The sequence below is a fragment of the Bradyrhizobium sp. CCBAU 51753 genome (assembly GCF_015291565.1).
Lineage (GTDB): Bacteria > Pseudomonadota > Alphaproteobacteria > Rhizobiales > Xanthobacteraceae > Bradyrhizobium > Bradyrhizobium ivorense.
The window spans coordinates 1,710,282-1,734,767 of sequence record NZ_CP030037.1 but is presented as its reverse complement, the minus strand read 5'-3'; the positions used below and the strand labels follow the sequence as shown (position 1 = coordinate 1,734,767).

The window sequence follows — 24,486 nt, the reverse complement described above, 5'->3', positions numbered from 1 at the left end:
CTCGCGGGCGTCTTTTTTTCGAAGGGCGGGATTGTTGAACCATGCACGCCGTCATTGCGAGCGCAGCGAAGCAATCCATGCCGCAGCGTATGCGGAGCGATGGATTGCTTCGCTTCGCTCGCAATGACGGGGGACAACAAAACGCGGACCAGGAAGCGGCGGAGCTCCCCCCTCCGCCGCTTCCCGATCGCATCGCCCCCTGACCGCGGTTCGCAGCTTCTAGTTTCTTGCTACTTCTTATTAAGCGCGAACACCCAGATCACGCCGCCTTGCGGCACGTTGTTCTCGAAGCCCGCAACCTTGCCGGCGAGCGCGTCCTGGATGCGCTGCGCGTCGACACCCCAACCCGACTGGATTGCGATGTATTGCGTGCCGTCGACCTCATAGGACATCGGCATCGCCATGATGCCGGAGTTGGTCTTCTGCTCCCACAAGAGCTCGCCGGTCTTGGCGTTGAAGATGCGGAAGGCGCGGTCGTTGGTGCCGCCGGCCAGTACCAGGTCGCCGGCGGTCGCGGTGACCGAGCCGAACAGCTGCGAGGTCTTGAAGTCGTGCTGCCAGACCTTCTTGCCGGTGGCCGGATCCCACGCCTGCAGCTCGCCGAAATGATCGGCGTTCGGCCCCGGCGTCAGCCCGATGTCCTCCGGCTTGGTGCCGAGCCAGAGCTGGCCGGGAACCAGCGGCGTCTTCTCGCCGGTGAAGCCGCCGCAGAAGTTTTCATTGGCGGGAACGTAGACCAGCTTGGTGTTCGGGCTGTAGGCCGCCGACGGCCAGTCCTTGCCGCCCCATAGCGACGGGCAGAACTCGACCCGCTTGCCGAGCACCGGCTTATGCTCGGGATCGACGATCGGCCGGCCGGTCTCGGCCTCGATGCCCTTCCAGACGTTGGTCTTCACGAACGGCCAGCCGGCGACATAGTTGATCTTGTCGGCCTTGCGCTCCAGCACCCAGAAGATCGCGTCGCGTCCCGGATGCACCAGACTCTTGAACGAGCGGCCGTCGCGCTGCAGGTCGATCAGCATCGGCGCATCGACCTCGTCCCAGTCCCAGCTGTCGTTCTGGTGATACTGGAAGTGGTTCTTGATCTTGCCGGTGTCGGGATCGAGCGCCAGCACCGCGCTGGTGTAGAGGTTGTCACCGGGATGTCCCGACCCCGGCCACGGCGCCGCGTTGCCGACGCCCCAATAGATCGTCTTGGTGTCCTTGTCGTAATTGCCGGTCATCCAGGCCGATCCACCGCCGGTCTTCCAGTCGTCGCCCTGCCAGGTCTCGCTGCCCGGCTCGCCCGGGGCCGGGATGGTGAAGGTGCGCCACAGTTCCTTGCCGTTCTTGGCGTCATAGGCGACGACATAGCCGCGCACGCCGAACTCGCCGCCGGAGCCGCCGACGATCACCTTGCCGTCGACCAACAGCGGCATCAGGGTCATGTACTGACCCTTCTTGTAATCCTGCACCTTGGTGTCCCAGGCCACCTTGCCGGTCTTGGCGTCCAGCGCCACGACGTGATCGTCGGTGGTGGCGAGATAGACCTTGTCGTCCCACAGGCCGACGCCGCGGCTGGTCGGATGCAGCTGGAACAGATCGTCGGGAAGCTGCCGCTTGTAGCGCCAGTATTCCTCGCCGGTCTTGGCGTTGAGCGCGATCACCTGCCCCATCGGGGTCGCGACGAACATCACGCCGTTGTTGACGATCGGCGGCGCCTCGTGGCCCTCGATCACGCCGGTGGAGAAGGTCCAGGCCGGCTTGAGGTCCTTGACGTTGGAGGTGTTGATCTGGTCGAGCGGACTGAAACCGTGTCCGTCATAGGTCCGCCGATAGAGCATCCAGTTGGCGGGTTCCGGATTTTCGAGACGCGCCGACGTCACCGGACTGTAGTTTTCGATCGGGCCGGCGACGGCGTAGGACGAGACCAGGCATGTGAACGCGACACAGCCCGACAACAACAAGTGCTTCCTTGTCATGAGATGCTACCTCCCTGCTCTGTTATATTTTTTCAGATTTATTTTGAGCATGATCTCTTTCGGAAAACCGCTTCACACTTTGCGCTAACGCGGTCCTCCGGATCCGGATCATGCTCTAGGTCATGCAGAAATCCCGATGCGGCCTCATCCTCCCTGTTGAGCACCTACCTTTCCGACGAATGGCGCTGCGACCGAGATCGCGCCGTCGGCGACCGAGAGCGGCAGCGCCGCGATGCGACGCGGCGCCGGCCCGAACACCACCTGCGCATTCTGCCGCGGATCGAATTCGGAGTTGTGACACATGCATTTGAGGACGTTCTTGTCGCCCTGCTCTTCCTTCACCCAAGCGGTGATCGGGCATCCGGCGTGTGAGCAGATCACGGAGTAGCAGACGATGCCGTCAGGAGCGCGGGCGCGCGTGGTCTCGTCCAGTTCGTTGGGGTCGAGCTTGACCAGCACGACCTCGTTCAGCCGCGAGCCCTTGCGGACAACCGAGGTTTTCGGATCCTTCGGCCAGGCACGCAGCGGCGGCCCGCCGAGCGTCAGATCGTCCGCCGTGATGACTTCACCGGCCTTGTCGCCTTCGGCGCGCACCAGCACGTCGGCTTTTTGCGGTCGCTCACTGGCGCCGGGCTGTTCGTCATCGGCGGCGGCGGGCTCGATCGCGGCGAGACAGGCGCATCCGGCCAATGCCGTCAGCAGCGCGCGGCGCGTCGGATCAGCGCACGACGACGTCGGTTCGGATTGACCGATCTGATTGACGGAAGCGCTGGGATTGGACTCCGACATGGCGCAAGCTGAACGTGCAACTCGGCCGAAAAGATGGCGGCGCGCATCTCAATGCGCGAACGCAAGTGCAAAAAATACTTTGCAGCTTTTGGTTGATCTCCGCTGCGAATTCGCGATTGCTTCGATCAGGGCTCGGTGACGAAGGTCAGCCTGCCGGCAGGTTTCAGCGTCTTTGCATCAAATGTGCGGATTTCGGTGGCACCGCCGATATCGAGGGTCACGACCAGCCGTTCGCCGGCTGTGCCGGTCGAGACGATGCGGGCGCCTTTCGGCAGCGCTGCGCTGACGTCGGTGACCGAAACGGGGCTTCCCTCGCCGCGATAAAGGCGGTAGCCCACGGCGATCAGCACCACGGCGACGGCCAGTGCCGAGGTCAGGCCCGCGATCAGCATCATGCGCCGCACCCGCGCGATCAGCGCGGCCTGCTCGGGGGTCGGTTCGGTCACGGCGGTGTCGGTCATCACAAGGCTCTTCTTTGCAACAGGTCTCTACCAATGGCGGTCGGAAGCTGGAGGTCATCGTCGCGGGCGACGAGGGCTCGGTGCGGCTCGACCGCGTGCTGGCGCAGCGCACTCCCGAGCTGTCGCGGTCCCGGCTGAAAGCGCTGATCCTCGCCGGTTCCGTGACCGTCAAGGACGCCGCCGTCCGCGACCCCGCTTATCATGTCGCCAAGGGCGATACGATCATAATCGACGTGCCGGAGGCGGCGCCGGCCGAACCCCAAGGGGAAGACATCGCGCTCGACATCGTGTTCGAGGACGACGACATCATCGTCATCGACAAGCCGAAGGGCCTCGTCGTGCACCCGGCGGCCGGCCACGCCACCGGAACGCTGGTCAACGCGCTGATCGCCCATTGCGGCTCCAGCCTGTCCGGCATCGGCGGGGTGAAGCGACCGGGCATCGTGCACCGGCTCGACAAGGACACCACGGGGCTGATGGTGGTCGCCAAGAACGACCATGCTCACCAGTCGCTGACCGCCCAGTTCGCCGACCACGGCCGCACCGGCGCGATGCAGCGCGGCTACATGGCGTTCGCCTGGGGCGTGCCGAACCGGCCCCATGGCACGATCGACGCGCCGATCGACCGCCACCCGCATGCACGCGAGAAGATGGCGGTGCGCCAGGGCGGCCGCGAGGCCATCACCCATTACGAGGTGCAGCAGACCTTTGCCGGCCGCGACGGCAAGCCGATCGCCTCGCTGCTCGCCTGCCAGCTCGAGACCGGGCGGACGCATCAGATCCGCGTCCACCTCGCGCATATCGGTCACCCCCTGCTCGGCGACAGCGTCTATGGCGCGCACTTCAAGACCAAGGCCGGACAGCTCAGCGCGGTAGGTAAAGAATCACTCACCGCGCTCGGCCGGCAGGCCCTGCACGCCTATCTGCTGGCTCTGGAGCACCCCCGGACCGGGGAACTTTTGCACTGGGAGGCGGCTTTGCCGGAGGATTTGCTTCTCCTGCAAAAGGCCCTGGCGGCGGCGGTATGACGCACCCCCTCCGGAAAAGCTGAGGTATGACAGCAGGTTATAGCTGGCACACGGGGACGTGACGTCAGCAATCCTTCCCTATCACGGACAGTTTGGTGTATGTTGCACCTGCGTTGAATATCCAACGCGGAACATCGCAGCACGGCCGGCTTTAACACAGCGGCCGCCTGCCGGGCCCGCCGCTATCGGGGGCCTGAACCACTGGAGGGCGCACGAATGGCCCGTACAGCTACGTTACCGGTCCTCAACGGAGAATCCGGTCTTTCCCGTTACCTCGCCGAGATCCGCAAGTTCCCCATGCTGGAGCCCCAGCAGGAGTACATGCTCGCCAAGCGTTGGCGCGAGCATGACGATCGCGACGCGGCGCATAAACTCGTCACCAGCCACCTCAGGCTCGTGGCCAAGATCGCCATGGGCTATCGCGGCTACGGTCTGCCGATCTCCGAGGTCGTCTCGGAGGGCAACGTCGGCCTGATGCAGGCGGTCAAGCGATTCGAGCCCGAGAAGGGCTTCCGTCTCGCCACCTACGCCATGTGGTGGATCAAGGCGTCGATACAAGAGTACATTCTGCGTTCCTGGTCGCTCGTGAAGATGGGCACCACCGCGAACCAGAAGAAGCTGTTCTTCAACCTGCGCAAGGCGAAGAGCAAGATTTCGGCCCTGGAAGAGGGTGATCTGCACCCCGACCAGGTCAAGCTGATCGCCAAGCGTCTCGGCGTGACCGATCAGGACGTGGTCGACATGAACCGCCGCCTCGGCGGTGACGCGTCGCTCAACGCCCCGATCCGCGACGACGGCGAAGCCGGCGAATGGCAGGACTGGCTGGTCGACAACTCGCCCAACGCCGAAGCCATGATGGCCGAGAGCGAGGAGTTCGATCATCGCCGGCAGGCCCTCAACGGCGCGATCGGCGTGCTCAACCCGCGCGAACGCCGCATCTTCGAGGCGCGGCGCCTGGCCGATGAGCCGATGACCCTGGAAGACCTCGCCGCCGAGTTCGGCGTGTCGCGCGAGCGCGTGCGGCAGATCGAGGTCCGCGCCTTCGAGAAGGTGCAGTCGGCGGTCAAGGGCACCATCGCCCGGCAGGAAGCCGCTCTGGAAGCCGCGCACTAAGCGCGGCAACCAAGCCAACAACAGACACGAAAGCCGGCGGCAACGCCGGCTTTTTTGTTGTCTACGATGCTTGCATTTGCGCGTTGGTTGCCGAGGGCCGGTTTGACGGCGGTGCCGGATCCGGTGACCGGAAGGCGGCGTCGGGCGGCGCGTCCCGGGACGGCCGATTGGCCGCGGGCGGCGGCAGCACGATCACTTTCGCGCCGACCTTCACCCGCTCATAGAGGTCGACGACGTCCTCATTGGTCAGCCGGATGCAGCCGGACGACACCCGCTTGCCGATCGTATCGGGCTTGTTGGTGCCGTGAATTCTGTACTCGGTCTCGCCCAGATACATCGCCCGCGCGCCGAGCGGATTGCCGGGACCGCCGGCCATGAACCGCGGCAGATAAGGCTGGCGTGAAATCATCTCCGCAGGCGGACGCCAATCCGGCCATTCCGTCTTGCGCGCCACGGTCTGTTCACCGGACCATGTGAAGCCTTCGCGGCCGACACCGATGCCGTAACGCATCGCTTGGTGGTCGTTCAGCACGAGATAGAGGAATGTGCTTCCGGTATCGATGACGACGGTGCCCGGCGTCTGGTGGCTGACGTAGTCGACCACCTGGCGAACAAGTCTACCAGGAGCATCAGCGGCTTTTGCGTCGACGGCTTTTGGTGTTTCGACCGGAGGCGTCGGGACCGGGATTGGCGCCGGCGCTGCCGCACGAACTGGAGATGGTACTGGAGTCGGTACGCGCGTTGGCGCCGATGGTGCCGCAACCTGATGCGTGGACGGCCTTGGTATCGGTTGAACGTTCGCCGGGCGTGACAGCAAGCCGTAGCCCAACGCGGCAGCGGCGACGGTGCCAATTGCTATTCTTCCGGCCACCGGTATCGCGAGCGGCTCGGTCTTTGCACGTTTGGCCCGCTTGGCCATATCTTGTCTTCCCCTGATCCCTTGCGTGGAACAGGTACCCAGCAAATTTTAACAAGCCTAGAAGCGATTTCGCTCAGGCCGGAAATCGTCGAGCGTCGTTAACGCGAGCGAGCTCTTGTTCGGTTGCGGGATGAGTGGGGCCGACAGACAGAAAAGCCGGCGGCGACGCCGGCGTTTTGTTGTCGCGCGCGATGAGACGAGGGCGAGCCGGAGCGGCGTCGGAGGTTCACCTCTTCCCGACTATGCGCGCTAAATCCTATCACCGTCACCCTGAAGAGCGCGAAGGCGCGTCTCGAAGGGTCGACGGCCCGGCTCTGGCCGCGCGGCTGAATCCGGGCCGTGCATCCTTCGAGACGCGCGCAAGAGCGCGCTCCTCAGGATGACGGGTTGAAGCGCGGTGCAACACATCGAGTGTCGAGGAGAGATGACCCGAAACCCGCCCGACCAAAAATGCTCTCGGTCCGCGCGATCAATAATAGGTCCGCAGATACTCGGCCATGCTGTCGGGCTGGTGGAGGCTGTCCCAGTCGTAGGGATCGCCGTAGAGCAGCGCGCTGGCCTGGGTCTTGTAGTCGGGCGCGACGTCGTCGGGCTGCGTGATCGAGCGGCCCACGATGTCGCGGTAATCCTGGTAGTTGGCCGCTGTGCCGATGAAGATGCAGACGCAGTGCTGCGGTTCGGCGTAGAGATAGCGCACGTCGCCGCCGTTGCGGTGGATCACGAAGCGATGCGGCGGCAGTGCGTCGAGCGCCTTCTTGCCGGCGGCATCGTTGGCGACCTGGACGCGGAAGCCGGCCGAGGACAGCAGAAAACTGTTCCTGTCGAGGAACGGCTTGCTCGGCGGCTCCAGCGCAATCAGCAGCGAGGCGCACAGCGCCGGGGCCACCAGCCCCACCGCCAGCGCTTTCGCGTGGCGCTTCAGGACGGCTCCGATGCCGAAGGCCGGCGGCCCACCACGCAGACCAATTTCCATGATCACCCCTCACCTACACCATGTGCTGGACGAGGAAACCGCAGGCGGCGCCACGATACAAGCCTAAGGTATCGGCTTCGAGCAACAGAGCCTACTCGCCCCACTCCCGCGCCATCGTCGCCAGCGCGCAGCCTTCGCAATAGCGGGCGTCCTTGAAGTCGATCCAGTTGTGCGCGTAGACGCGGTCGAGCGGGATTTTGTAACGCGTGCGCAGCAGTTTTATCAGCACCCGCCAGGCGGCGATCTGCGCGTCGGTCGGTCCCTTCGTGACATCGGGATAATTGCCGGCGAACTCGACGCCGATCGAATTGCTGCCGACCACCTGGCGATAGGTCGCGCGGTTGTCGATGTACTTGTTGTCGTTGCGGTTGGCGCCGTCACCATGGGTCGGGACGAGGTCCTCGGTGACCGCCCAATAGACCGTGCCGTCGGTCTCGACCCAGACCATGACGCCGCGCCGGGTCGGGTTGTTGTGCTGCTCATGGGCGCCGAGGCGGGCCGAGCCGGCCGGGCCCTCGGTCTGGTGCACGATGATGTTGCGCCACGGATGGGATTTGGCGACGTCGCCCCACGGCGACAGCCAGACCATCTTCAGCCCGGGAATCTCGGGCGTACCCTGCGCGCGCGCGAGCGCCGCGAGGCCGAGCGTTTCGGCGCGCGCGGTGCAGGACAGTGCGAGCGTAAGACAGGCGGCAAGCAGGCGGAGCATCATACAAGGGGGTCCGTGTCGCCTTTTGCTCTCCGTTTGAGCATGATCTTTTCGGAAAACCGCTTCGCACTTTTCCGGATCATGCTCTAGCACGCTCAAGCGCGCTTGCGCAGGGCCGCCTCCAAGAGCTCGAGCACCTCGGGCGACGGCGCCGGGCCCGGCTCGTAGGCCGCAAAGCCGTTCTTGCCGCCTTTCTTGGCGTCGTAGAGCGCGTGGTCGGCGGCCGCGATCAGCCGCTCCGGATGCATGCCGATCTCGCGGGTCCATTGCGCCACCCCGATCGAGACCGCGATCGGGATGTCCTTGCCAGTGCACTGCGCGGCGTCGGCACGGCACACCTCGACCACGCGGCGAGCGATCATCGCGCCCTCGCGCAAGGTCGAGGACGGCAGCACGATGCAGAACTCGTCGCCGCCAGAGCGGGCCAGCATGTCGCCCGGCCGCAGCCGGGTCTGCGCCATCAGGGTGAAATGCTGCAGGCAGGCGTCGCCGGCGGCATGGCCATGGGTGTCGTTGATGCCCTTGAAGCCGTCGAGGTCGATCACCAGCAGCGCGAACGGATCACCGCTGCGGTCGGAGCGCGCGCACTCCTCGGTCAGCCGCTGCAGCAGGTGGCGGCGGTTGCCGACGCCGGTGAGGTCGTCGAGCAGCGCGAGGTCGGCGACCTCGTTGCGCAGCCGGTCGATCGCCATCAGCAGGAAGCCGAAGTTCAGCGCCATCGCCAGGAACACCATCAGCAGGATGGCGAACGACTGGCCGGCGTTGAAGCGGACGAAGGAGAACTCGCCGGGCTGCAGCAGCGCGCCGACGAGGCGCAGCGCATAGATCGCGATCAGCGCGCAGGCGACGATGCCGGCAAGCCGGGCACCGGGGCTGACGCGGCCGTTCTCGGGCGACAGCAGCAGTCTCAGCGTCAAGGCGAACGGCGTGACCTGCCCGACGGTGTAGACCAGAATGCGCAGCCGCATGCTGTCATAGGCGAAGATGAAGACGGCAAGACCGGCGAAAGTCAGCGCCGTGGTCAGCGCGGTGCGGCGCCAGGTCACAGGCTTGCCGTAAAACCGCTCGATGCCCATCGCGGCGAGGCAGGCAGCGAATACCATCAGCGTCCCGGCCGCCAGCAGCGGCAACAGCGAATCCGTCATCACCACGCGGAACATGGCGCAGGCTGCGCCGGCGGCCGCGACGAACGCCGACGCAGTCCAGAACCGCGCCGCGCCCAAAGCCGGATAGCTCTGCATCACATAGGCCCAGATCAGGCCGAGCGCGAGAAAGTTGATGACGAACACCGTCCAAAGCGTCGGAACGCTCAACATCGCCGTTTGTCCGAGACCGCTTTGGATCCCGCCTTCCCTGTGGATCGAACCGCCCGCCCCCGGGCTTCCTCCGACGACAATCCCCGTTGTCTTGCGTGCAGGATGCGGCCGCGCCGCTTAATGGTCCGTCACCCGCCGCCGGCCAATCCGCGCCGTGGTTTTGATTTGATGAAGAAGCGCCGCCTGCCGTTTGCGCAACGTTAAGCATGACGCTGGCGGCGACCGGCTGGCCGGCGGCAGCAACAACAAGGCGAAAACCTGCCGAAAACGCATAACAGTTGTGGATAACGTGATGACGGCGTCGTGACAGCCCACGGCAGCCGCCGCCGAATCTGCTGAGTTTGATATCGAGGATGTTGCGAGGCTGGCCCTCCGCCAAGCATGCCTCGGAGTCGCGTTCAATCCATGAAACCTTGAGAGGATACTATGGCTAAGAAAGCGAAGAAGGCGAAGAAGGCGAAGAAGGCCACCAAGAAAAAGGCCAAGGCCAAGAAGTAGACCGTTTCTCGCCCGGGTAGCGGCTTCGCCCTGCCCGGGCACCCGATCGGGATCATCGGTCGCGATGACGTCAAGGCAGCAGGCGCAAGGCCTGCTTTTTTATTGCCCGTTTCGAACCCCGGTCAGCGCTCGGCGAAGGCGAGCTTGGCGCCGAGCAGGGCAAAGCCCGCGGCAAAGCTCCGCCTGAGCCAGGCCATCACCTGCGGCCGGGTGATGACGCGGTCGCGCACCGAGGCGGCGAACACGCCATAGACCGCGAACACCACAAAAGTCATCGCCATGAAGACGCCGCTGAGCTCGACCATCCGCGTCAGCGGATGGGCCTCGTCGGCCGCGATAAACTGCGGCAGGAAGGCCAGGAAGAAGATCGACAGCTTCGGATTGAGCAGGTTGATCAGGATCGCGGTGACGATCACCCGGCCGTTCGAGCGCGGCCTGAGCTCGGTGTCGACCGAAAGCGCGCCGCGCTCGCGCAGCGCCTGCCAGGACATGTAGAGCAGATAGACCACGCCGCCCCATTTCAGCACCGCAAACGCCAGCGCGCTGGTGTGCAGGATGGCGGCCAGCCCGAGCATCGCCGCGATCATCTGCGGCACGATCCCGAGCGTGCAGCCGAACGCCGCCGCCACGCTGGCCCGCGAGCCCCGCGTCAGCGCCACCGCCAGGGTGTAGAGCACGCCGGTGCCCGGGGACGCGACCACGATCAGCGTGGTGAGGAGGAAGGACCAGGTCATGCGGGTGCTCTTTCAAGCGGGATGAAGTCAGGTGGAATCGGTTTGGGACGGGTGAGATGGCCGACTAGGTCGGTCGCGCCGTCCAGCGAGGGGAAATGGACGTTCGCCTCTGCCGCCGCGGCAGGCGCCGCGATCGCCAGAAAGAGCGACAGGACAAGCCAGACCAGTCCGATGGTCGACCAGGGGCGGGACATCGGCCCGCCAATATCACGCCCTCCGCCGCGGCGGAAGCGCGGGGCGGCATTCTGCCATCCGCCCCGCTACGTCTTCGTTATGACGGCCGGCGCGCGTCCTCGAGCGCCGAGGCCTTCATCTCGGCGACCCGGATCACGTCCAGCGGCGCCCAGGGCTTGGCCCAGAACATCGCGCCGGCCGGAAGCGATTGCCGCAGCGGCTTGCCCGAGGTGACGATGACGTCGACATCGGGATTGTACTTCTTCGCGACATGAGCGAGCTCGACCCCGGTCATGTGTCCGGCCAGCTCGACATCCGTCATCATCAGCGCGACATCGTCGCCGCTGCCCTGCAGCACCAGCTCGGCGGCTTCCGCGCTCTCACAGGCGATGACCTCGAACTCGCTTTCTTCCAGCAGCAGCTCAAGCATTTCGCGCTGCATCGGGTCGTCCTCGACTACCAGGGCCTTCGCACGATAGGGCGTTGATTGTCCCATATGGCGGTGCCTCCCTTGGCTTGAGTGCTTTTGGTTCGAGTACGTATCCTGACGTCAATGCATAAAATCGCTGGATGGTTCGGTTCCAATTTGAGAAAAACGACAGGCTTGTGTTCCCGATCAGCATTTTCAGAAACAAAATTGTTCGAGGGAGTTTGACCCAGCATGACCACCATCCGTGGATCCGCCGCCGCCGTGACCGGAGCCGCCAGCGGCATCGGCCGGGCGCTCGCGCTTGAGCTCGCCGCGCGCGGCTGCGACGTCGCGCTCGCCGACCGCGACGAGGCCGGCCTGCAGGCGGTGGCCGCCGACATTGCGAAAGCCGGCCAGCGCAAGGTCTCCGTGCATCGCGTCGATGTCAGCGAGCCGCATCAGATCGCCGCGTTCGCGGAGGCCGCCGGCGCCGCCCATCCCGCGCTCAACATCGTCATCAACAATGCCGGCGTCGCTTTGCTCGGCCAGTTCGACGAGATCGACCAGGCGCAGATGGAGTGGCTGTTCAACATCAATTTCTGGGGCGTGGTGCATGGCACGCGCGCCTTCCTGCCGCAGCTTTTGCGGCAGCGCGAGGCCCACATCGTCAACATCTCCTCGATCTTCGGCATCCTCGCCCCGCCCGGCCAGAGCGCCTATTGCGCAGCGAAATTCGCGGTGCGCGGTTTTTCCGAAAGCCTGCGCCACGAGCTTGCGGTGGCGAATAGCCCGGTCCGCCTGTCGGTGGTGCATCCCGGCGGCATCGCCACCAACATCGCGCGCAATTCCCGCACCGGGGTCGGCGTCACCGACAACGCCCGCCGCGCCGAATCGATCGAACGGTTCGACGCGCTGGCGCGGACCGCGCCAGCCGCCGCGGCGCAGCGCATCATCGCCGGCATCGAGAGCAACGAGCCGCGCATCCTGATCGGCAAGGACGCCCGCATCATGGACCTCTTGCAACGCTTCCTCCCCGCCACCTACTGGAAGGTGATGCAGCGCCAGATGGAGAAGACCGCGGCACGCCGGCTGGCGCGCGACGCGGCGGCGAAGTCCTCGTGATCCGTCATCCTGAGGAGCGCGCTCTTGCGCGCGTCTCGAAGGATCGACGGCCACCAGCCGGGCCGTGCATCCTTCGAGGCTCGCCGAAGAGGCGAGCGCCTCAGGATGACGGGACGCAATCACCTCACATCGAGGCATCTCCCCGGAATGGCGGCCGCCCTCACCCCAGCCGCTTCTTCACGCCGAGCGCGAGGCGATAGACCGGATCGCTCTTCTCCGACGGATAGAGCGCGCTGCGCGCCACCCGCGGAAAGTCGTCGTTCTTCCAGAACGAGGCCGGCTTGAACGAGAACTTTGCCACCAAGCGGCGGCCGAAATCCATTTCGTAGGGATAGTAATTTTCCTTACGCTCGTAGCCGGTCATATCGGGGTATTCGCCGAGCAGATAGCCCTCCTGCAGGTGCGGCCGCACCGCCGATGGCGGGCAGACGGAGGACAGGCGAACAATCTGCAAACCTGCCTCGGCGCTCGCGGTGTTCGCGCCGCTCAAGTTCGGGACACCGAGCACGTAGAGGAAGGCGGTATCGGTCTCGGCCAGTGAGGCAAACGAAGCTGCGATCCGGACCGAATGGGTGACATCGAGCAGCGGAGTAGAACAGACCTCGTAGTGCTGCAGGATCGACCAACGCAGCAGGTGATGCCGTTTCAGCCGATCGACGCCGAGCAGCTTTTCTTTCGCATACTCCGCGATCAATATCTGCTCGGCGCGCTTGAGCCGCTCGAACCGCTCGACCAAGGTCACGCGATCCGGATTGCCGCGCCCGCCGCGGAACAGCGACGGCTTCAGCGACGAGTTGCCCTTGACGTTGCGGTGGTCGGTGCCCTGGCCGCGAAACAGCAGCACATGGTCGCGGTTGCGAAACTGCAGCTCGGCGATCTTGGTCGCGAGCTCGACATAGGACCCGACACGATGGCCCGCCCCCTGCCGCACCGCCGAGTTCTTCGCGACCTGGCAGCCGCGGTGATCGAAGAACGACCAGGTCTTTTGGCTGCCGATGGTTTCCATGCCGGGACACTCTGCACTCTCAACTCGTCATTGCGAGGAGCGAAGCGACGAAGCAATCCATCGCTCCGCATATGCCGAGAGATGGATTGCTTCGCGGAGCCTGTCATCGGGCGCGCGTTCGCGCGACCCGTTGGCTCGCCATGACGACGGAGGTGAAATCCCGCCGTCACCGCCCCACCAGCTGATCGGCAAAGTAGCCGATGGTCTTGCGATAGATCACCGCCCTGTTCCACTCGCGCATCGCCTCGAAATTCGCGGTGCCCTCGCCGTAGGGCGCGCCCATCTTGAAGCCGTTGGTGTGGAGCAGGTTCGCGGTCGAGGCCAGCACGTCGGCCACCGAGTGGCGCAGATCGACATGGCCGTTGCCGTCGAAATCGACGCCATACTTGATGTAGGACGACGGCAAAAATTGCGTCTGGCCGATCTCGCCGGCATAGGCGCCGATCATGTCGTTGAGCGCGAGGTCGCCGCGCTGCACGATCTTGAGCGCCGCGAGCAGCTCGCCCTGGAACAGCTCGGTGCGGCGGCAATCATGCGCCAGCGTCGCGAGCACGCGGAACACCGGCAGCTTGCCCATGTCGCCCTTGCCGAAATCGGTCTCCAGCCCCCAGATCGCAACCAGGATCTGGCGCGGCACAGCGTATTGCTGCTCGATCCTCGACAGCAGCGCCGCATGCCGCTGCAGCATCGCCCGCCCGCCATTGATGCGCCCCGGCCCGACCCGGGTCGCGACATACTGCTCAAACGTCTTGTTGAAGGTGTAGCGCTGCCGCCGGTCAAACGCGAGCACCCCGCCATCCTGCTGCACCCCGCCGAGCGCCGACGAGATCACATTCTGCGAGATGCCGGCCGCAGCGGCTTCCTGCGAGAACGACTGAATGAAGGTATTGAAATTGCCGCCACAGCGGGCGGCGTAGGAGGGGGAAACGAACAACAAGGCGCCGATGAAGACCGCCAAACGACTCCTGAGCATGCAAAAAAATCCCCGCTTCGTGACAAGCAATCATGCCCGGTAAAATCACGCGCGTCAAAATCGTCCGGGCGATCGGCTCTCCTCACCAACCTGTGGTCACGAGGTAGAAATGGCCGTCGAGCTTCCGGACAGCGATCAAGAATCCCGCTGGGTCCGACGGCGAACACGGGGCGATGCCTGGACAGCGCCGGTTCATCCGATCCTGCCATGCCCTGGATCGCTGTTCTGGCGCGCGGGCGATTTCATCGGATTCGTCAAAAACCAGGGTGTAGATGAAGTTTGCAACGCCTGCCCCGCCGGTTTGCCCCCAATCGAACGTCGCCAGTCGCGGCTCGCCCGTCCGTGGAAGCTTTTCGACCTGCTCGATGTAATGGCTCTTCCAGATTGCAAAGCGCAAGAATTCCGGGCTGATGCCCGCCATTCGCGCGCTTGCGAAGATGAGACAAACCGCAATCGGCGCCACGACGATTGAGGTCACGCGCTTCCATCGCTTCAGCCAAAGATTGCGGATCAGGGCGGCGAGCCAGAACGCGGCCACGACGAGCGCGGGCAAGAAAGTTATCGGCACCAGCATCAGCCAAAGATTGAAGATGCGATCGAGATCGGAGCCGAACGCAAAAAGCAGTCCGATCAGCAGGACCCATATGAAATAGGAAATGCTGAACCTGTCATTTCGATCGGCTAAGGCCGCCCCCTTGTCCTCAGACGCGGGATCCATTCCGCTTCCCCGAGCTGATACACTCCGCGGACGATGGCGGCGGATCGCGGTGACAGCGAGACCGTGTTGTGCAGATTTCGCTCAATCCCTCAGCAGCCGCTCCAGTCCGGCAAAATCGATCTCGGCCCAGCGCTCGGTGATGCGCCCCTCCCTGATCCGCCAGAACGTCATGCCGCGGAATTCGACGTGGCGGCCGGTCGGCGGGATACCGCGCCAGGGGCTGCGGTGCCGGCCGCGCCAGACGAGGCGGCCGGCGACGATGTCGCGTTCCGCCACCAGACATTCGGCCACCGCCGACAGGTCGGCGAAGGCCTCGTGCAGCGCCGCCGAATGCGCGATCACCTCGTCGGCGCCCATCCTCTTGCCCGCGGCGTGGTCGAAGAAGCCCGGTGCCAAGTGCGCGCGGATCGCATCGGGATCGTGGCGGTTGATGACGGCATCATAATGCGCGAGCACGAGCGCCTTGTTGGCGTCGAGGGTGACACTGGACATCGGGGTGGCGTCCCAAGAGGAAAGTTGCAGAGATGGCAGGATTCGCCTCATACGCGAATCGGCGGTAGCCGCGCAAGTGACGATGGTCAGAAAATCGCTCGGCTTTCGTCCGGCTTTTCGTTTCGGCTGCGTTGCGAAAGCCGGCTGCCGGGAAATCGCTGGAGCTTCCGCGCGCCGGCCTGCTCACCAGCGGCCGTTGCGCTTATTCCAGGCAAACAGCAGATCGGCGAACCGGTCATAGCCGAACCGGGTCAGCGGCAGCATCACCCGGTTGCCGAACACCGCCGCCAGCCAGCCCTCGCCCGCGGTCAGGCGCCAGATCGCGATCGCGACATCGGCGCCGACGATCAGGCGGCCGTCCTGGTCGGTGGCATGCAAGCGGCGGCGGACGTCGTCGAGCGAGGCGCCGAACTGCGCCAGCGCATCGGGCGTCTCATTGATGTCCTTGAAGGCGATCCGCCCGGCGCGCACCGCGGCGACCAGCTTGCTGCGCTGCCAGTCGATGCCGGCGTCGCAGACCGGGCAGCGCGTGTTGTACCATACGGTCAAATGCGGATCGGCCATGGTGTGCGGCAGCGTAGCCGCCTGCGCGTGCTGCGTCGAGACGGCGGCAATTAATGTGCCCTCTCCCCTTGTGGGAGAGGGCAGCACCGGCATCAGCCAGGAATGCGCTCGGGTGAGGGGTATATCTCCACGCACACCGCACTCGCGGAGGCATACCCCTCATCCGGCAGCCTTCGGCTGCCACCTTCTCCCACAGGGGGAGAAGGAAGAATGCGCTGGCGATATCGGCCTCGAAAAGGCACGGCGGCTATTACTGCGCCCTCTCCCCTTGTGGGAGAGGGCTGCACCGGCGTCAGCCAGGAATGCGCTCGGGTGAGGGGTATATCTCCACGTACACCGCACTCGCGGAAGCATACCCCTCATCCGGCGCTTCGCGCCACCTTCTCCCACAAGGGGAGAAGGAAGGGTCCGTGAACGTTGGATGAACCGGCCGCGACCAAGGAGAACGGAGCTCGCAGAAGCCGTCCGCCGCCTCATTCGTCCCGTCTTGTTCATGCAACGCCGCACCGTTAAAGCGAGGCCGATGACCGATCACCACGAAGGTGCCTGCCGATGAGATTTGCCGGACTGGCTGCGCGCATCATCGCCGCATCGATCGGGTTGGCTGCGCTTGGCGCGACGCTCGCGGTCACCACCGGCATCGCCGCCGCGCAGGATGCCCGCGCAAAACGTCCGGCACAGGGCTCGGCCACCACGCAGGCTGTCACCGCGCAACTGAAGGCCGCCATTGCACTGACCCGCGGCAGCAAGGCCGAGGCAGGTTACGCGCAACTCGTCGCCGCGCTCGACGCGGCGGACCGGCTCGACGTGACGGGCAAGCCGGAGGACGCCCAGTTCGTGATGGGCTGCTACTACCAGGCGACCTCGGCGCTGCGCGCGGTCAAGCGCGACGAGCTCGCCGAAAAGCTGTTCGTGCGGGCGATGCAGAGCAAGGCGGCGGCGCAATCGCCGCCCGCCAATGCCGACGTGCTGCTGGAATACGCCATCCTGACCTCCGACCACGCCCGGATCCAGGAGGCGGTGCCGCTCTATCTGAAGGCGATCGCCCTGTTCAACGGCTATTGGGGCGAAGGCTCGGAGGAATCGCTGATCGCCAACGACAAGCTCGCGGTGGCGCTCTCGGCCAACGGCTCGCCGGCCTCCGCGACCAATCTCGGCCGGCGCAATTTCGAGCTGGCGCAGAAGGCGCTCGGCAATGATCACCGCACCACCTGGAAGCTCGCCAACAACTATGCCGACATGCTGCGCGAGATCGGCGCGCCGGCCAAGGCGCTCGAGCTCGACCTGTTCGCGATCGAGAAACGCGCCAAACACTACGGCGAGAACCACCTCAACACGCTGGTCACGGTCAACAATGCCGGCCAGGATTTTCTCAATCTCGGCCGCTTCGACGAGGCGCGGCGCTATTTTCGCCGGCATCGCGCGATCGCGGCCGTGCTGGCGCCAAACGATCCGAGCTTTGCCGGGCAGGCCGACGCCTGGCTGTTCTATACCGACATGCTGGCCGCGGGCGACACGGCGATGCCGGCGGCCAACCTCGAGCGGCTGGAGGCGATCGTCGCCAATGAGGAGAATTTCGCCGACTTTCTGCGGATCAAGGCCGCGGTGCTCGCCGCAGGCCAGCGCGAGCAGCGCGGCGAGCGCGACAAGGGCCTGCGGCTGCGCGAGACCGCGCTCAAGATCTCGACGCGCGCCTTCACCGCGCAGCATCCGGTCAGTTTCGAGATCGAGCTCGGGATCGCCGAGGCGCTGATCGCGACCGATGCAAGGCTCGCCGTGCAAAAGTTTGCCGCGCTCGATCGCGCGATGTTCGACTGGATGAAGCGCGAGATCGGCACCGCCGGCGACCGCGCCGTCGCGGAGGCGATCCGCGCCCATGCCGATCATCTGCTGTTCGCGTTCGGCCGCTTCGCCACCGGCGCCGGCACATCGGTGGCGCAGCCGGCGTTTGCCGCCGCGGTGCTGCGCTGGAAGTCGCTCGGCGGCGCCGACGCCACCGCGCTGCGCCAGCTCGAGACGGAGCTCGCCGGCAAGGACGAGGAGACCGCGCGGCTGCTGCGCACCGCGCTGCGGCTGAATGGCGAGAAGCAGGAGCTGTTCTCGTCCGGCAATATCGACGACTGGGCGCGCGCGGTGTGGCGGCGCCAGGACGAGGCCGAGAAGGCGCTCGACCAGCGGCTGGCCGCGATCGGCGTCACGCTGCCGCGCCAGCCGGTCCGCCCGGCGCAACTGCTGGCGCCGCGGGAAGCCGTCGTCAACTACTTCATCACGCGGCAATGGAAGGCGGACCGGCAGTCCGAGGCGCCGCTGGCGGCGACCGTGCTCTACGCCATCATCGGCACCGCGCAGGCCGAGCCGCGGGTGGTCAATCTCGGCGATCCCGGCCGCATGGTCGATGTCGGCGTGCGCACCGAGATCGCGCGGCTGCGCTCGACCCGGGCGACGGTGCCCGATCTTGCGACAAGCGGCCGCTTCCAAAACCTCGAGGCGCGGCTGATCGCGCCGCTGGAGCCGCTGCTCGCGGACAAGACCACACTCTACATCGTGCCGGATGGATTTTTGTTCGCGGTGCCGTTCGCGCTGCTGTCGGGCCGCGACGGCGGCCTGCTGGAGGATCGCTTCACGATCCGGATGCTGACCAGCCCCGATGCGCTGATCGTGATCCATGCGCGCGAGACGCTGGAGCAGCGCGGCGCGATCCTGCTCGCCGGCGGCATCGACTATGGCGTGCCGGGGCCGATGCCGCTGCCCGCGACCAAAACCGAGATCGAGGCGATCGCGCGGCTTGCCCGCGCCCGTGGAGCTGCGGTCGAGATGCTGACCGGGGGCGGCGTCGGCGAAACCGTGCTGCGCAAGGCGATCGGCAAGGTCCGCATCGCGCATCTGGCGACCCACGGCTTCTATCACGACTCGACGCCGTCGGGCCTCGACACGCTCTGGCAGAGCGGCATCGTGCTGTCAGGCGCGGGCGATCTGCGCCTGCCGGTGCCCGACGAGGGCGACGGCTATCTCTACGCCTTCGAATTGATGGACTGGGATCTGTCCGGGCTCGACCTGCTGGTGCTGTCGGCCTGCGAGACCGGCCGCGGCGACGAGAGCTTTGTCTCCGGCCTGCGCGGCCTGCCGACCGCGCTCGGCATCGCCGGCGCGCGGCGGTCGCTGCTAACGCTGTGGCCGGTCGCCGACGAAGGCACCGCGAATTTTGCCGTGCGGTTCTACGAGCACCTCGCCAGCGGCCTGACCTATTCGGACGCGCTGCGCCAGACCAGGCGCGACGCCCGCGACGGCAAGGTCACGGGCGCAGCCGATCCAGCCGTCTGGGCGGCATTCGTGCTGTTCGAGGGGTGAGGCTCGCAAGGGGCATTTGCGGGCGAATCCCGCAGGGCAGACCGGCGCGAAAACGCGGCGATTTGCTTTGACAGTGCGGCTCCGATCGATCACAAGCCGCGCATGCCGAAGAAACCCGGGACCAATCCCAAAGGCGAATTCGCCTTCTTCAACGTCGTCTATGAAGACGGCTCGCAGCGCTCCAACCGCCGCGTGCCCGCCGAGCTGCTCGGCGGCCTCGACGGCGACGAACCGGCGCGCGCCTACATCCACGAGCAGGACCGCGAGATCGCGGAAAAGAGCGGCCGCCCGCCGCTCGAGATCAAGAGCATCGCCCGCGTCGGCGCCAAGAAGAAGTAACGCGCTCCTCCCTCCCCTCGCCGGTTCGCGGCGCGCAAGATGCCCGCCGGCCCGATGTGTCGCGCCGCGCGATACGAGGCGATCTGCCGCGGCCGCATCATTTGCCGGCCGGATCGCCGCCCCCTAAAGCGCGATGAGATTTGGTCGAATCGTCATCGCGCTTTAGCTCTTTGTTTGAGCATGATCTCTTCGGAAAATCGCTTCACACTTTTCCGGATCATGCTCTAGGCTGAGCACGGCTCGCCTTGACGTTGCGCTCCCCCTTTTTCCGCTTTCCCTTGAGTCCGCGATCCCTTAGGCGCCGGCATGCGCGAGGCCCACGACAACAATCAAGACAGCGGAGGATATCGATGAGCAGGCTCGCTTGGCGCTGGTGGCCGCGGCGCAGGACCCACTCTCCGGAGGCGCCCGCGTCCCGGCCAATCCACGGCGACGACCGGCGTCATCTGTTGCAGGCGCTGTCCGCGCTGGCCGGCGGCGGCGCCCTCGCCGCGATATCACGCACCACCGAGGCCAAGGACGCCAGCGAACTGCCCGCGCCAAAGCGGGTGGTGACCGGGCGCAATGAGGCCGGCAAGTCGGTGTTCAAGTCGGTCGACGTCACCAGCAAGGTGGTCGAGATCGACGCCAATCCGGGACTGACCTTCTACGAGCTCTACATGACCGAAGGCGTGCCGCGGCTCACCGGCCTCGAGCCGGACCCGATGCTGAGCGGAACAAAGGCGTTCCCCGGCCCCGGCGGGACGATGTTTCGGCTGATCTCCTATCCGCCGAAGCGGCCCGAGGGCTGGAAGCCGCCGGCGGGCGTCACCTTCGAGAGCGGGCTGAAGGAGATGACGGAAAAGGTCCCCGGCATGGGCGACCATTTCGAGCGCAACGCGCCCGGCTTTCACACCACCGAGACCATCGACTACGGCATCGTGGTTCGCGGCGAGATGACGCTTGAGCTCGACGACGGCGAAAAGGTGCATCTGCGCCAGGGCGACTGCGTGGTGCAGAACGGGACAAGACACCGCTGGCGCAACCCGTTGCCGGAGCCGTGCCTGATGGCGTTCATCTCGCTGGGCGGCAGCCGCGGATGAGAGTTTGATCGTTGCTGAGGGTGCTGTTCTCGCGCGCGATCGGCAGCGGAGCAAGCGGCACCCCTCTCCCCACCCTCCCCCGCAAGGGGGGAGGGAGCCCATCCACCGGTGTTTCACTTACGCGCGATCGACGTTGAAGCTTCGCGCAAGCTACGAGACGCGTTGCGGTGTGAGGTGAGCACGCTTCTCAGGCTCCCTCCCCCCTTGCGGCAGGGCTATCGCATATGAGTAAAGAGTTCGAAGAAGAAGTCTTTGCTCCACATGGCGCGGCGCATTTTGCTGCTGATGGATGCTTTGGAGGGATGCATTCGCAAGATGTTCTGAGCAAGGCGGCGGATCACAGCAAGGTTTTCCGGTCCATGATCCTTGCGAGTGCGCGCGGCATCCTCGTCGAATACGACGTCGAGAATCCAATGCAACTGGTTCTCGATGCTCCAATGTGCACGCACGACTTGGGCCAGTGTTTCCGGCGGGAGCTTGCGCGAGAGCGCAATATAGCGCGTGGCGGTTTCGCGCTTGCCGCTGGCCAGCGTGCGTTCCGCTTCGATGCGACCAAACGCCTTGAGGCCAGGCAGCAAGGCGCGGGCTGCGGCCGGAGCTGGCACCACGCTCGCACGGCGCCGCTCGATCCGGCCGTGAGCCTTCTCCTCGGTGGCCAGCGCAGGAACGGCCTCGCCCGCCTTCGCGAAGGCGCGCCCGGCCTCCGCGTAAAGCGGACCGTTGTTGGCCTTGAGACCGAGAGCATAATCGGCCTTGGCGTCCAATACCGCCTGTGCCATCGCCGGGTGGCAATGCAGTGCATCCGCCGTCACGGTGCAGCCCTTGAGGACAAGGCTGCCCAGCAATTGCAGGGTTGCGGCCACCTCGTTTCCGCCGGGCGCACGCGCTTGGGCCATGGCCACTCGTGTCTGGGTGTCCCAGATGCTCACCATCAATGGCGGCAGGTAGGCCCGCCCCTTCTCGTAGCCGCGCCGTAGGCTTTTGCCGTCGATTGCCACAACCCCCGGTGCCGGCCCTAACCCGAGCTCCGCCCGCAGCGCCGTCATAAAGGCCGTAAACGCCTTCGCCAGTTCGTCCGGATCGAGCAGGCGGAGCAGGCGACTGAAAGTATCGTGGCTCGGTGCCCCATGCGGCAGATCGACGATCGCGGAAAGCTCTTCCACACGAGCTTCCACGAAGTCGGCCACTTCGGCGCTGCTCTTGGCTCCGCACAGCGTCGCCGCCAAAGTCAGAAAAAGTATAGTTCCGATCGGGTGACGGGCATTGATGTCGCGAGGATCGTGCACTTCTCGCAATATCGAGATGTAAGACTGCATCGGGCCTTCTCCACAAAGAGAAAGCCACAACAGAATCTCTCAAACGGCGATCCGCAAGCCGCGTTTTACTCATATGCGATTCCCCTGCCCGCAAGGGGGGGGTTGGGGAGAGGGGTGGCCGCGGGCGCTGGCGTGAGAGATGTGGCGCGGTCCAGCAACAAAAGTGGCGCGGTCCAGCAACAAAAAACGGCGGGCTCTTGCCCGCCGTTCTTGTTGCGATGGATCGCAAAAATCAGTTGTCCAGGAAGCTCCGCAGCTTCCGCGACCTTGACGGATGCTTCAGCTTGCGCAGCGCCTTGGCTTCGATCTGGCGGATGCGTTCGCGGGTGACCGAGAACTGCTGGCCGACCTCTTCCAGCGTGTGGTCGGTGTTCATGCCGATGCCGAAGCGCATGCGCAGCACGCGCTCTTCGCGCGGGGTGAGCGAGGCCAGGACGCGCGTGGTGGTCTCGCGCAGATTGGACTGGATCGCCGCATCGATCGGCAGGATCGCGTTCTTGTCCTCGATGAAATCGCCGAGGTGTGAATCCTCTTCGTCACCGACAGGCGTCTCCAGCGACAGCGGCTCCTTGGCGATCTTGAGGACCTTGCGCACCTTCTCCAAGGGCATGCCGAGCTTCTCGGCGAGCTCCTCCGGGGTCGGCTCGCGGCCGATCTCGTTCAGCATCTGGCGCGAGGTGCGGACGATCTTGTTGATCGTCTCGATCATGTGCACGGGGATGCGGATGGTGCGGGCCTGGTCTGCGATCGAGCGGGTGATCGCCTGCCGGATCCACCAGGTGGCGTAGGTCGAGAACTTGTAGCCGCGGCGGTATTCGAACTTATCGACCGCCTTCATCAGGCCGATATTGCCTTCCTGGATCAGGTCGAGGAACTGCAGGCCGCGGTTGGTGTACTTCTTGGCGATCGAGATCACGAGGCGGAGGTTGGCTTCCACCATCTCCTTCTTGGCCTGACGGGCCTCGCGCTCGCCCTTCTGCACGCCGTGCACGATCTTGCGGAATTCGCCGATCTCAAGCCCGGTGAGCGCCGCCAGCGACTGGATCTCGTGGCGCAAATCCTTGATGCGGTCCTTCTCGTGATGGACGAAGTTCTTCCAGCCCTTGGCGGAGAGCTTCGAGACGCGGTTGAGCCAGCGCGGATCGAGCTCCGAACCCTGGTAGTTGCGCAGGAAGTCGTCGCGCGCCACGCCATGGCTGTCGGCGAGCCGCATCATGCGGCCCTCGAACGAGACCAGCTTCTTGTTGATGTCGTAGAGCTGCTCGACCAGTGAATCGATGCGGGCCTGGTTGAGCCGCAGCGACTTCACCTCGACGATGATCTCGTCCTTCAGCTTCTTGTACTTGCGCTCCTGCGAGGGCGACAGCGACTCGCTCTGCAGCTGGTTGGCGATGTCCTGCTCCTGCAGGCGGCGCAGCTTCTTGTACTCGGAGGCGATCTTGTCGAAGGTCTCGACCACCTTCGGCTTCAGCTCGGCCTCGATGGCGGCGAGCGACATCTGGTTCTCGAACTCGTCGTCGTCCATGTCGGCTTCGGCGGCGGCCTCGCCGGGATCCTTCTCCTCGGCCTCGGCCTCGCCGCCAGCGGGCGCGGCGCGGAACGGGGTTGCCGCCGGCGGCGCCGCGGGCGGCGCGACATGGGCGGGCGCGGCCGCGTCGGCACCGTTGCCAGTGGCTTCAGTCGCAGCGCCCTCACCATTGGGGCCAGCGATCAGGTTCGGATTGATGCCGCCCTTCGACTCCGGGCCGGCATAGGTCGCTTCGAGATCGATGATGTCGCGAAGGAAGATCTTTCCTTCGTTCAATTCATCGCGCCAGATGATGATGGCCTGGAAGGTCAGCGGGCTTTCGCAGAGGCCTGCGATCATCGCCTCGCGGCCGGCCTCGATGCGCTTGGCGATCGCGATTTCGCCCTCGCGCGACAACAGCTCGACGGTGCCCATCTCGCGCAGATACATCCGCACCGGATCGTCGGTGCGCTCGCCGGGCTCGCTCTTCTTGACCTCGGTGACGGCCTTCTGCGTGACCTCGACAAGCTCGTTGTCGGTGTCGTCGTCGCCGTCGTCCTTTTCGTCCTCGCCTTCGCTGTCGTCGGCCTCGGTGACGTTGATGCCCATGTCCGAGAGCATCGACATGATGTCCTCGATCTGCTCGGGCGAGGTGGTGTCGGAGGGCAGCACTTCGTTGAGCTGATCGAAGGTCACGAAGCCGCGCTTCTTGGCCTGCTTGATCATCTTCTTCACCGCGGCATCCGACAGGTCGAGCAACGGCGACGGCGCGTCAGCGGAATCCTTCTCAGGGGCATCCGCTGCCTTGTCGTCTTTTTCCTTGTCCTTAACCTGCAGCGTCTTTGCCTTGGTGGCCATTCACTAAGCTCCCGAAACGCGGTCGTGCGGAATGGCGCAACGCGCGCATCTCGCACAATTCATCTGATAACTCTCGA

Annotated in this window: 23 protein-coding genes; 6 read left to right on the top strand and 17 right to left on the bottom strand. The window is 65.2% G+C overall.

Going from position 1 to position 24,486, the window contains the following annotated elements:
• Positions 1 to 230: 230 nt before the first annotated feature.
• The 3 genes from XH93_RS08025 to XH93_RS08015 form a co-directional block, all read right to left on the bottom strand.
• Complete coding sequence (locus tag XH93_RS08025; RefSeq protein WP_194473081.1) at positions 231 to 1,961, bottom strand: methanol/ethanol family PQQ-dependent dehydrogenase; 1,731 nt, start codon at positions 1,959 to 1,961, stop codon at positions 231 to 233.
• Positions 1,962 to 2,105: 144 nt separating this feature from the next.
• Positions 2,106 to 2,750: a ubiquinol-cytochrome c reductase iron-sulfur subunit gene (locus tag XH93_RS08020; protein WP_194473080.1), complete on the bottom strand. Its 645-nt coding sequence runs from the start codon at positions 2,748 to 2,750 to the stop codon at positions 2,106 to 2,108.
• A 125-nt stretch (positions 2,751 to 2,875) separates the two neighbouring features.
• A complete protein-coding gene (locus XH93_RS08015; RefSeq protein ID WP_139481256.1) occupies positions 2,876 to 3,211 on the bottom strand; it encodes a hypothetical protein in 336 nt (111 codons plus the stop codon).
• 47 nt (positions 3,212 to 3,258) lie between these two features.
• Between XH93_RS08015 and XH93_RS08010 the strand changes: the two genes are divergently transcribed.
• The gene (locus XH93_RS08010; RefSeq protein ID WP_194475031.1) at positions 3,259 to 4,239 is read left to right on the top strand and encodes an RluA family pseudouridine synthase; all 981 of its coding nucleotides are present in this window, start codon (positions 3,259 to 3,261) and stop codon (positions 4,237 to 4,239) included.
• A 216-nt stretch (positions 4,240 to 4,455) separates the two neighbouring features.
• A complete protein-coding gene (gene rpoH / locus XH93_RS08005) occupies positions 4,456 to 5,352 on the top strand; it encodes an RNA polymerase sigma factor RpoH (RefSeq protein WP_139481257.1) in 897 nt (298 codons plus the stop codon).
• A gap of 61 nt (positions 5,353 to 5,413) precedes the next feature.
• On the opposite strand, the gene XH93_RS08000 is transcribed toward rpoH, so the two are convergent.
• From XH93_RS08000 to XH93_RS07970, 7 genes are all read right to left on the bottom strand, one after another.
• Complete coding sequence (locus XH93_RS08000) at positions 5,414 to 6,271, bottom strand: L,D-transpeptidase (RefSeq protein ID WP_194473079.1); 858 nt, start codon at positions 6,269 to 6,271, stop codon at positions 5,414 to 5,416.
• Positions 6,272 to 6,740: 469 nt separating this feature from the next.
• The gene (locus XH93_RS07995) at positions 6,741 to 7,244 is read right to left on the bottom strand and encodes a hypothetical protein (RefSeq protein ID WP_246799508.1); all 504 of its coding nucleotides are present in this window, start codon (positions 7,242 to 7,244) and stop codon (positions 6,741 to 6,743) included.
• A gap of 91 nt (positions 7,245 to 7,335) precedes the next feature.
• On the bottom strand, positions 7,336 to 7,956 hold the full coding sequence (locus XH93_RS07990) for a peptidoglycan recognition family protein (protein WP_194473078.1): 621 nt from the start codon (positions 7,954 to 7,956) through the stop codon (positions 7,336 to 7,338).
• Positions 7,957 to 8,048: 92 nt separating this feature from the next.
• Entirely contained in the window at positions 8,049 to 9,269 is a 1,221-nt protein-coding gene (locus tag XH93_RS07985; protein ID WP_194473077.1) for a GGDEF domain-containing protein, read from the bottom strand.
• A 620-nt stretch (positions 9,270 to 9,889) separates the two neighbouring features.
• Positions 9,890 to 10,501: a LysE family translocator gene (locus tag XH93_RS07980; protein ID WP_139859110.1), complete on the bottom strand. Its 612-nt coding sequence runs from the start codon at positions 10,499 to 10,501 to the stop codon at positions 9,890 to 9,892.
• A complete protein-coding gene (locus XH93_RS07975; RefSeq protein ID WP_194473076.1) occupies positions 10,498 to 10,695 on the bottom strand; it encodes a hypothetical protein in 198 nt (65 codons plus the stop codon). The genes XH93_RS07980 and XH93_RS07975 overlap by 4 nt, the downstream gene beginning before the upstream one ends.
• Before the next feature lie 77 nt (positions 10,696 to 10,772).
• On the bottom strand, positions 10,773 to 11,171 hold the full coding sequence (locus XH93_RS07970; protein ID WP_194473075.1) for a response regulator: 399 nt from the start codon (positions 11,169 to 11,171) through the stop codon (positions 10,773 to 10,775).
• A gap of 165 nt (positions 11,172 to 11,336) precedes the next feature.
• Here XH93_RS07970 and XH93_RS07965 point away from each other — a divergent pair, with 165 nt between their 5' ends.
• Positions 11,337 to 12,206, top strand: coding sequence for an SDR family oxidoreductase (locus XH93_RS07965; RefSeq protein ID WP_194473074.1), 870 nt, complete (start codon positions 11,337 to 11,339; stop codon positions 12,204 to 12,206).
• A gap of 160 nt (positions 12,207 to 12,366) precedes the next feature.
• Here XH93_RS07965 and XH93_RS07960 read toward each other — a convergent pair whose 3' ends face one another.
• From XH93_RS07960 to XH93_RS07940, 5 genes are all read right to left on the bottom strand, one after another.
• Positions 12,367 to 13,212 carry an FRG domain-containing protein gene (locus XH93_RS07960; RefSeq protein ID WP_194473073.1) on the bottom strand — a complete coding sequence of 282 codons (846 nt, stop codon included), beginning with the start codon at positions 13,210 to 13,212 and terminating at the stop codon, positions 12,367 to 12,369.
• A 166-nt stretch (positions 13,213 to 13,378) separates the two neighbouring features.
• Complete coding sequence (locus tag XH93_RS07955; protein WP_194473072.1) at positions 13,379 to 14,185, bottom strand: lytic murein transglycosylase; 807 nt, start codon at positions 14,183 to 14,185, stop codon at positions 13,379 to 13,381.
• Positions 14,186 to 14,267: 82 nt separating this feature from the next.
• On the bottom strand, positions 14,268 to 14,903 hold the full coding sequence (locus XH93_RS07950; protein ID WP_194473071.1) for a hypothetical protein: 636 nt from the start codon (positions 14,901 to 14,903) through the stop codon (positions 14,268 to 14,270).
• A gap of 81 nt (positions 14,904 to 14,984) precedes the next feature.
• Positions 14,985 to 15,395 carry an ester cyclase gene (locus XH93_RS07945; protein WP_194473070.1) on the bottom strand — a complete coding sequence of 137 codons (411 nt, stop codon included), beginning with the start codon at positions 15,393 to 15,395 and terminating at the stop codon, positions 14,985 to 14,987.
• Positions 15,396 to 15,578: 183 nt separating this feature from the next.
• Entirely contained in the window at positions 15,579 to 15,959 is a 381-nt protein-coding gene (locus tag XH93_RS07940; protein ID WP_194475029.1) for a thiol-disulfide oxidoreductase DCC family protein, read from the bottom strand.
• A gap of 552 nt (positions 15,960 to 16,511) precedes the next feature.
• On the opposite strand from XH93_RS07940, the gene XH93_RS07935 reads away from it, so the two are divergent.
• From XH93_RS07935 to XH93_RS07925, 3 genes are all read left to right on the top strand, one after another.
• Positions 16,512 to 19,307, top strand: coding sequence for a CHAT domain-containing tetratricopeptide repeat protein (locus XH93_RS07935; protein WP_194473069.1), 2,796 nt, complete (start codon positions 16,512 to 16,514; stop codon positions 19,305 to 19,307).
• A gap of 102 nt (positions 19,308 to 19,409) precedes the next feature.
• Positions 19,410 to 19,646 carry a hypothetical protein gene (locus tag XH93_RS07930; RefSeq protein ID WP_139481032.1) on the top strand — a complete coding sequence of 79 codons (237 nt, stop codon included), beginning with the start codon at positions 19,410 to 19,412 and terminating at the stop codon, positions 19,644 to 19,646.
• Positions 19,647 to 19,996: 350 nt separating this feature from the next.
• The gene (locus tag XH93_RS07925) at positions 19,997 to 20,728 is read left to right on the top strand and encodes a cupin domain-containing protein (protein ID WP_246799507.1); all 732 of its coding nucleotides are present in this window, start codon (positions 19,997 to 19,999) and stop codon (positions 20,726 to 20,728) included.
• A gap of 215 nt (positions 20,729 to 20,943) precedes the next feature.
• Here XH93_RS07925 and XH93_RS07920 read toward each other — a convergent pair whose 3' ends face one another.
• Both XH93_RS07920 and rpoD read right to left on the bottom strand, forming a co-directional pair.
• Positions 20,944 to 22,044: an ISAs1 family transposase gene (locus XH93_RS07920; protein WP_139480423.1), complete on the bottom strand. Its 1,101-nt coding sequence runs from the start codon at positions 22,042 to 22,044 to the stop codon at positions 20,944 to 20,946.
• Between the two features lie 232 nt (positions 22,045 to 22,276).
• Positions 22,277 to 24,409, bottom strand: a complete 2,133-nt coding sequence (gene rpoD / locus XH93_RS07915) for an RNA polymerase sigma factor RpoD (RefSeq protein ID WP_139481031.1) — start codon at positions 24,407 to 24,409, stop codon at positions 22,277 to 22,279.
• Positions 24,410 to 24,486 lie beyond the last annotated feature (77 nt).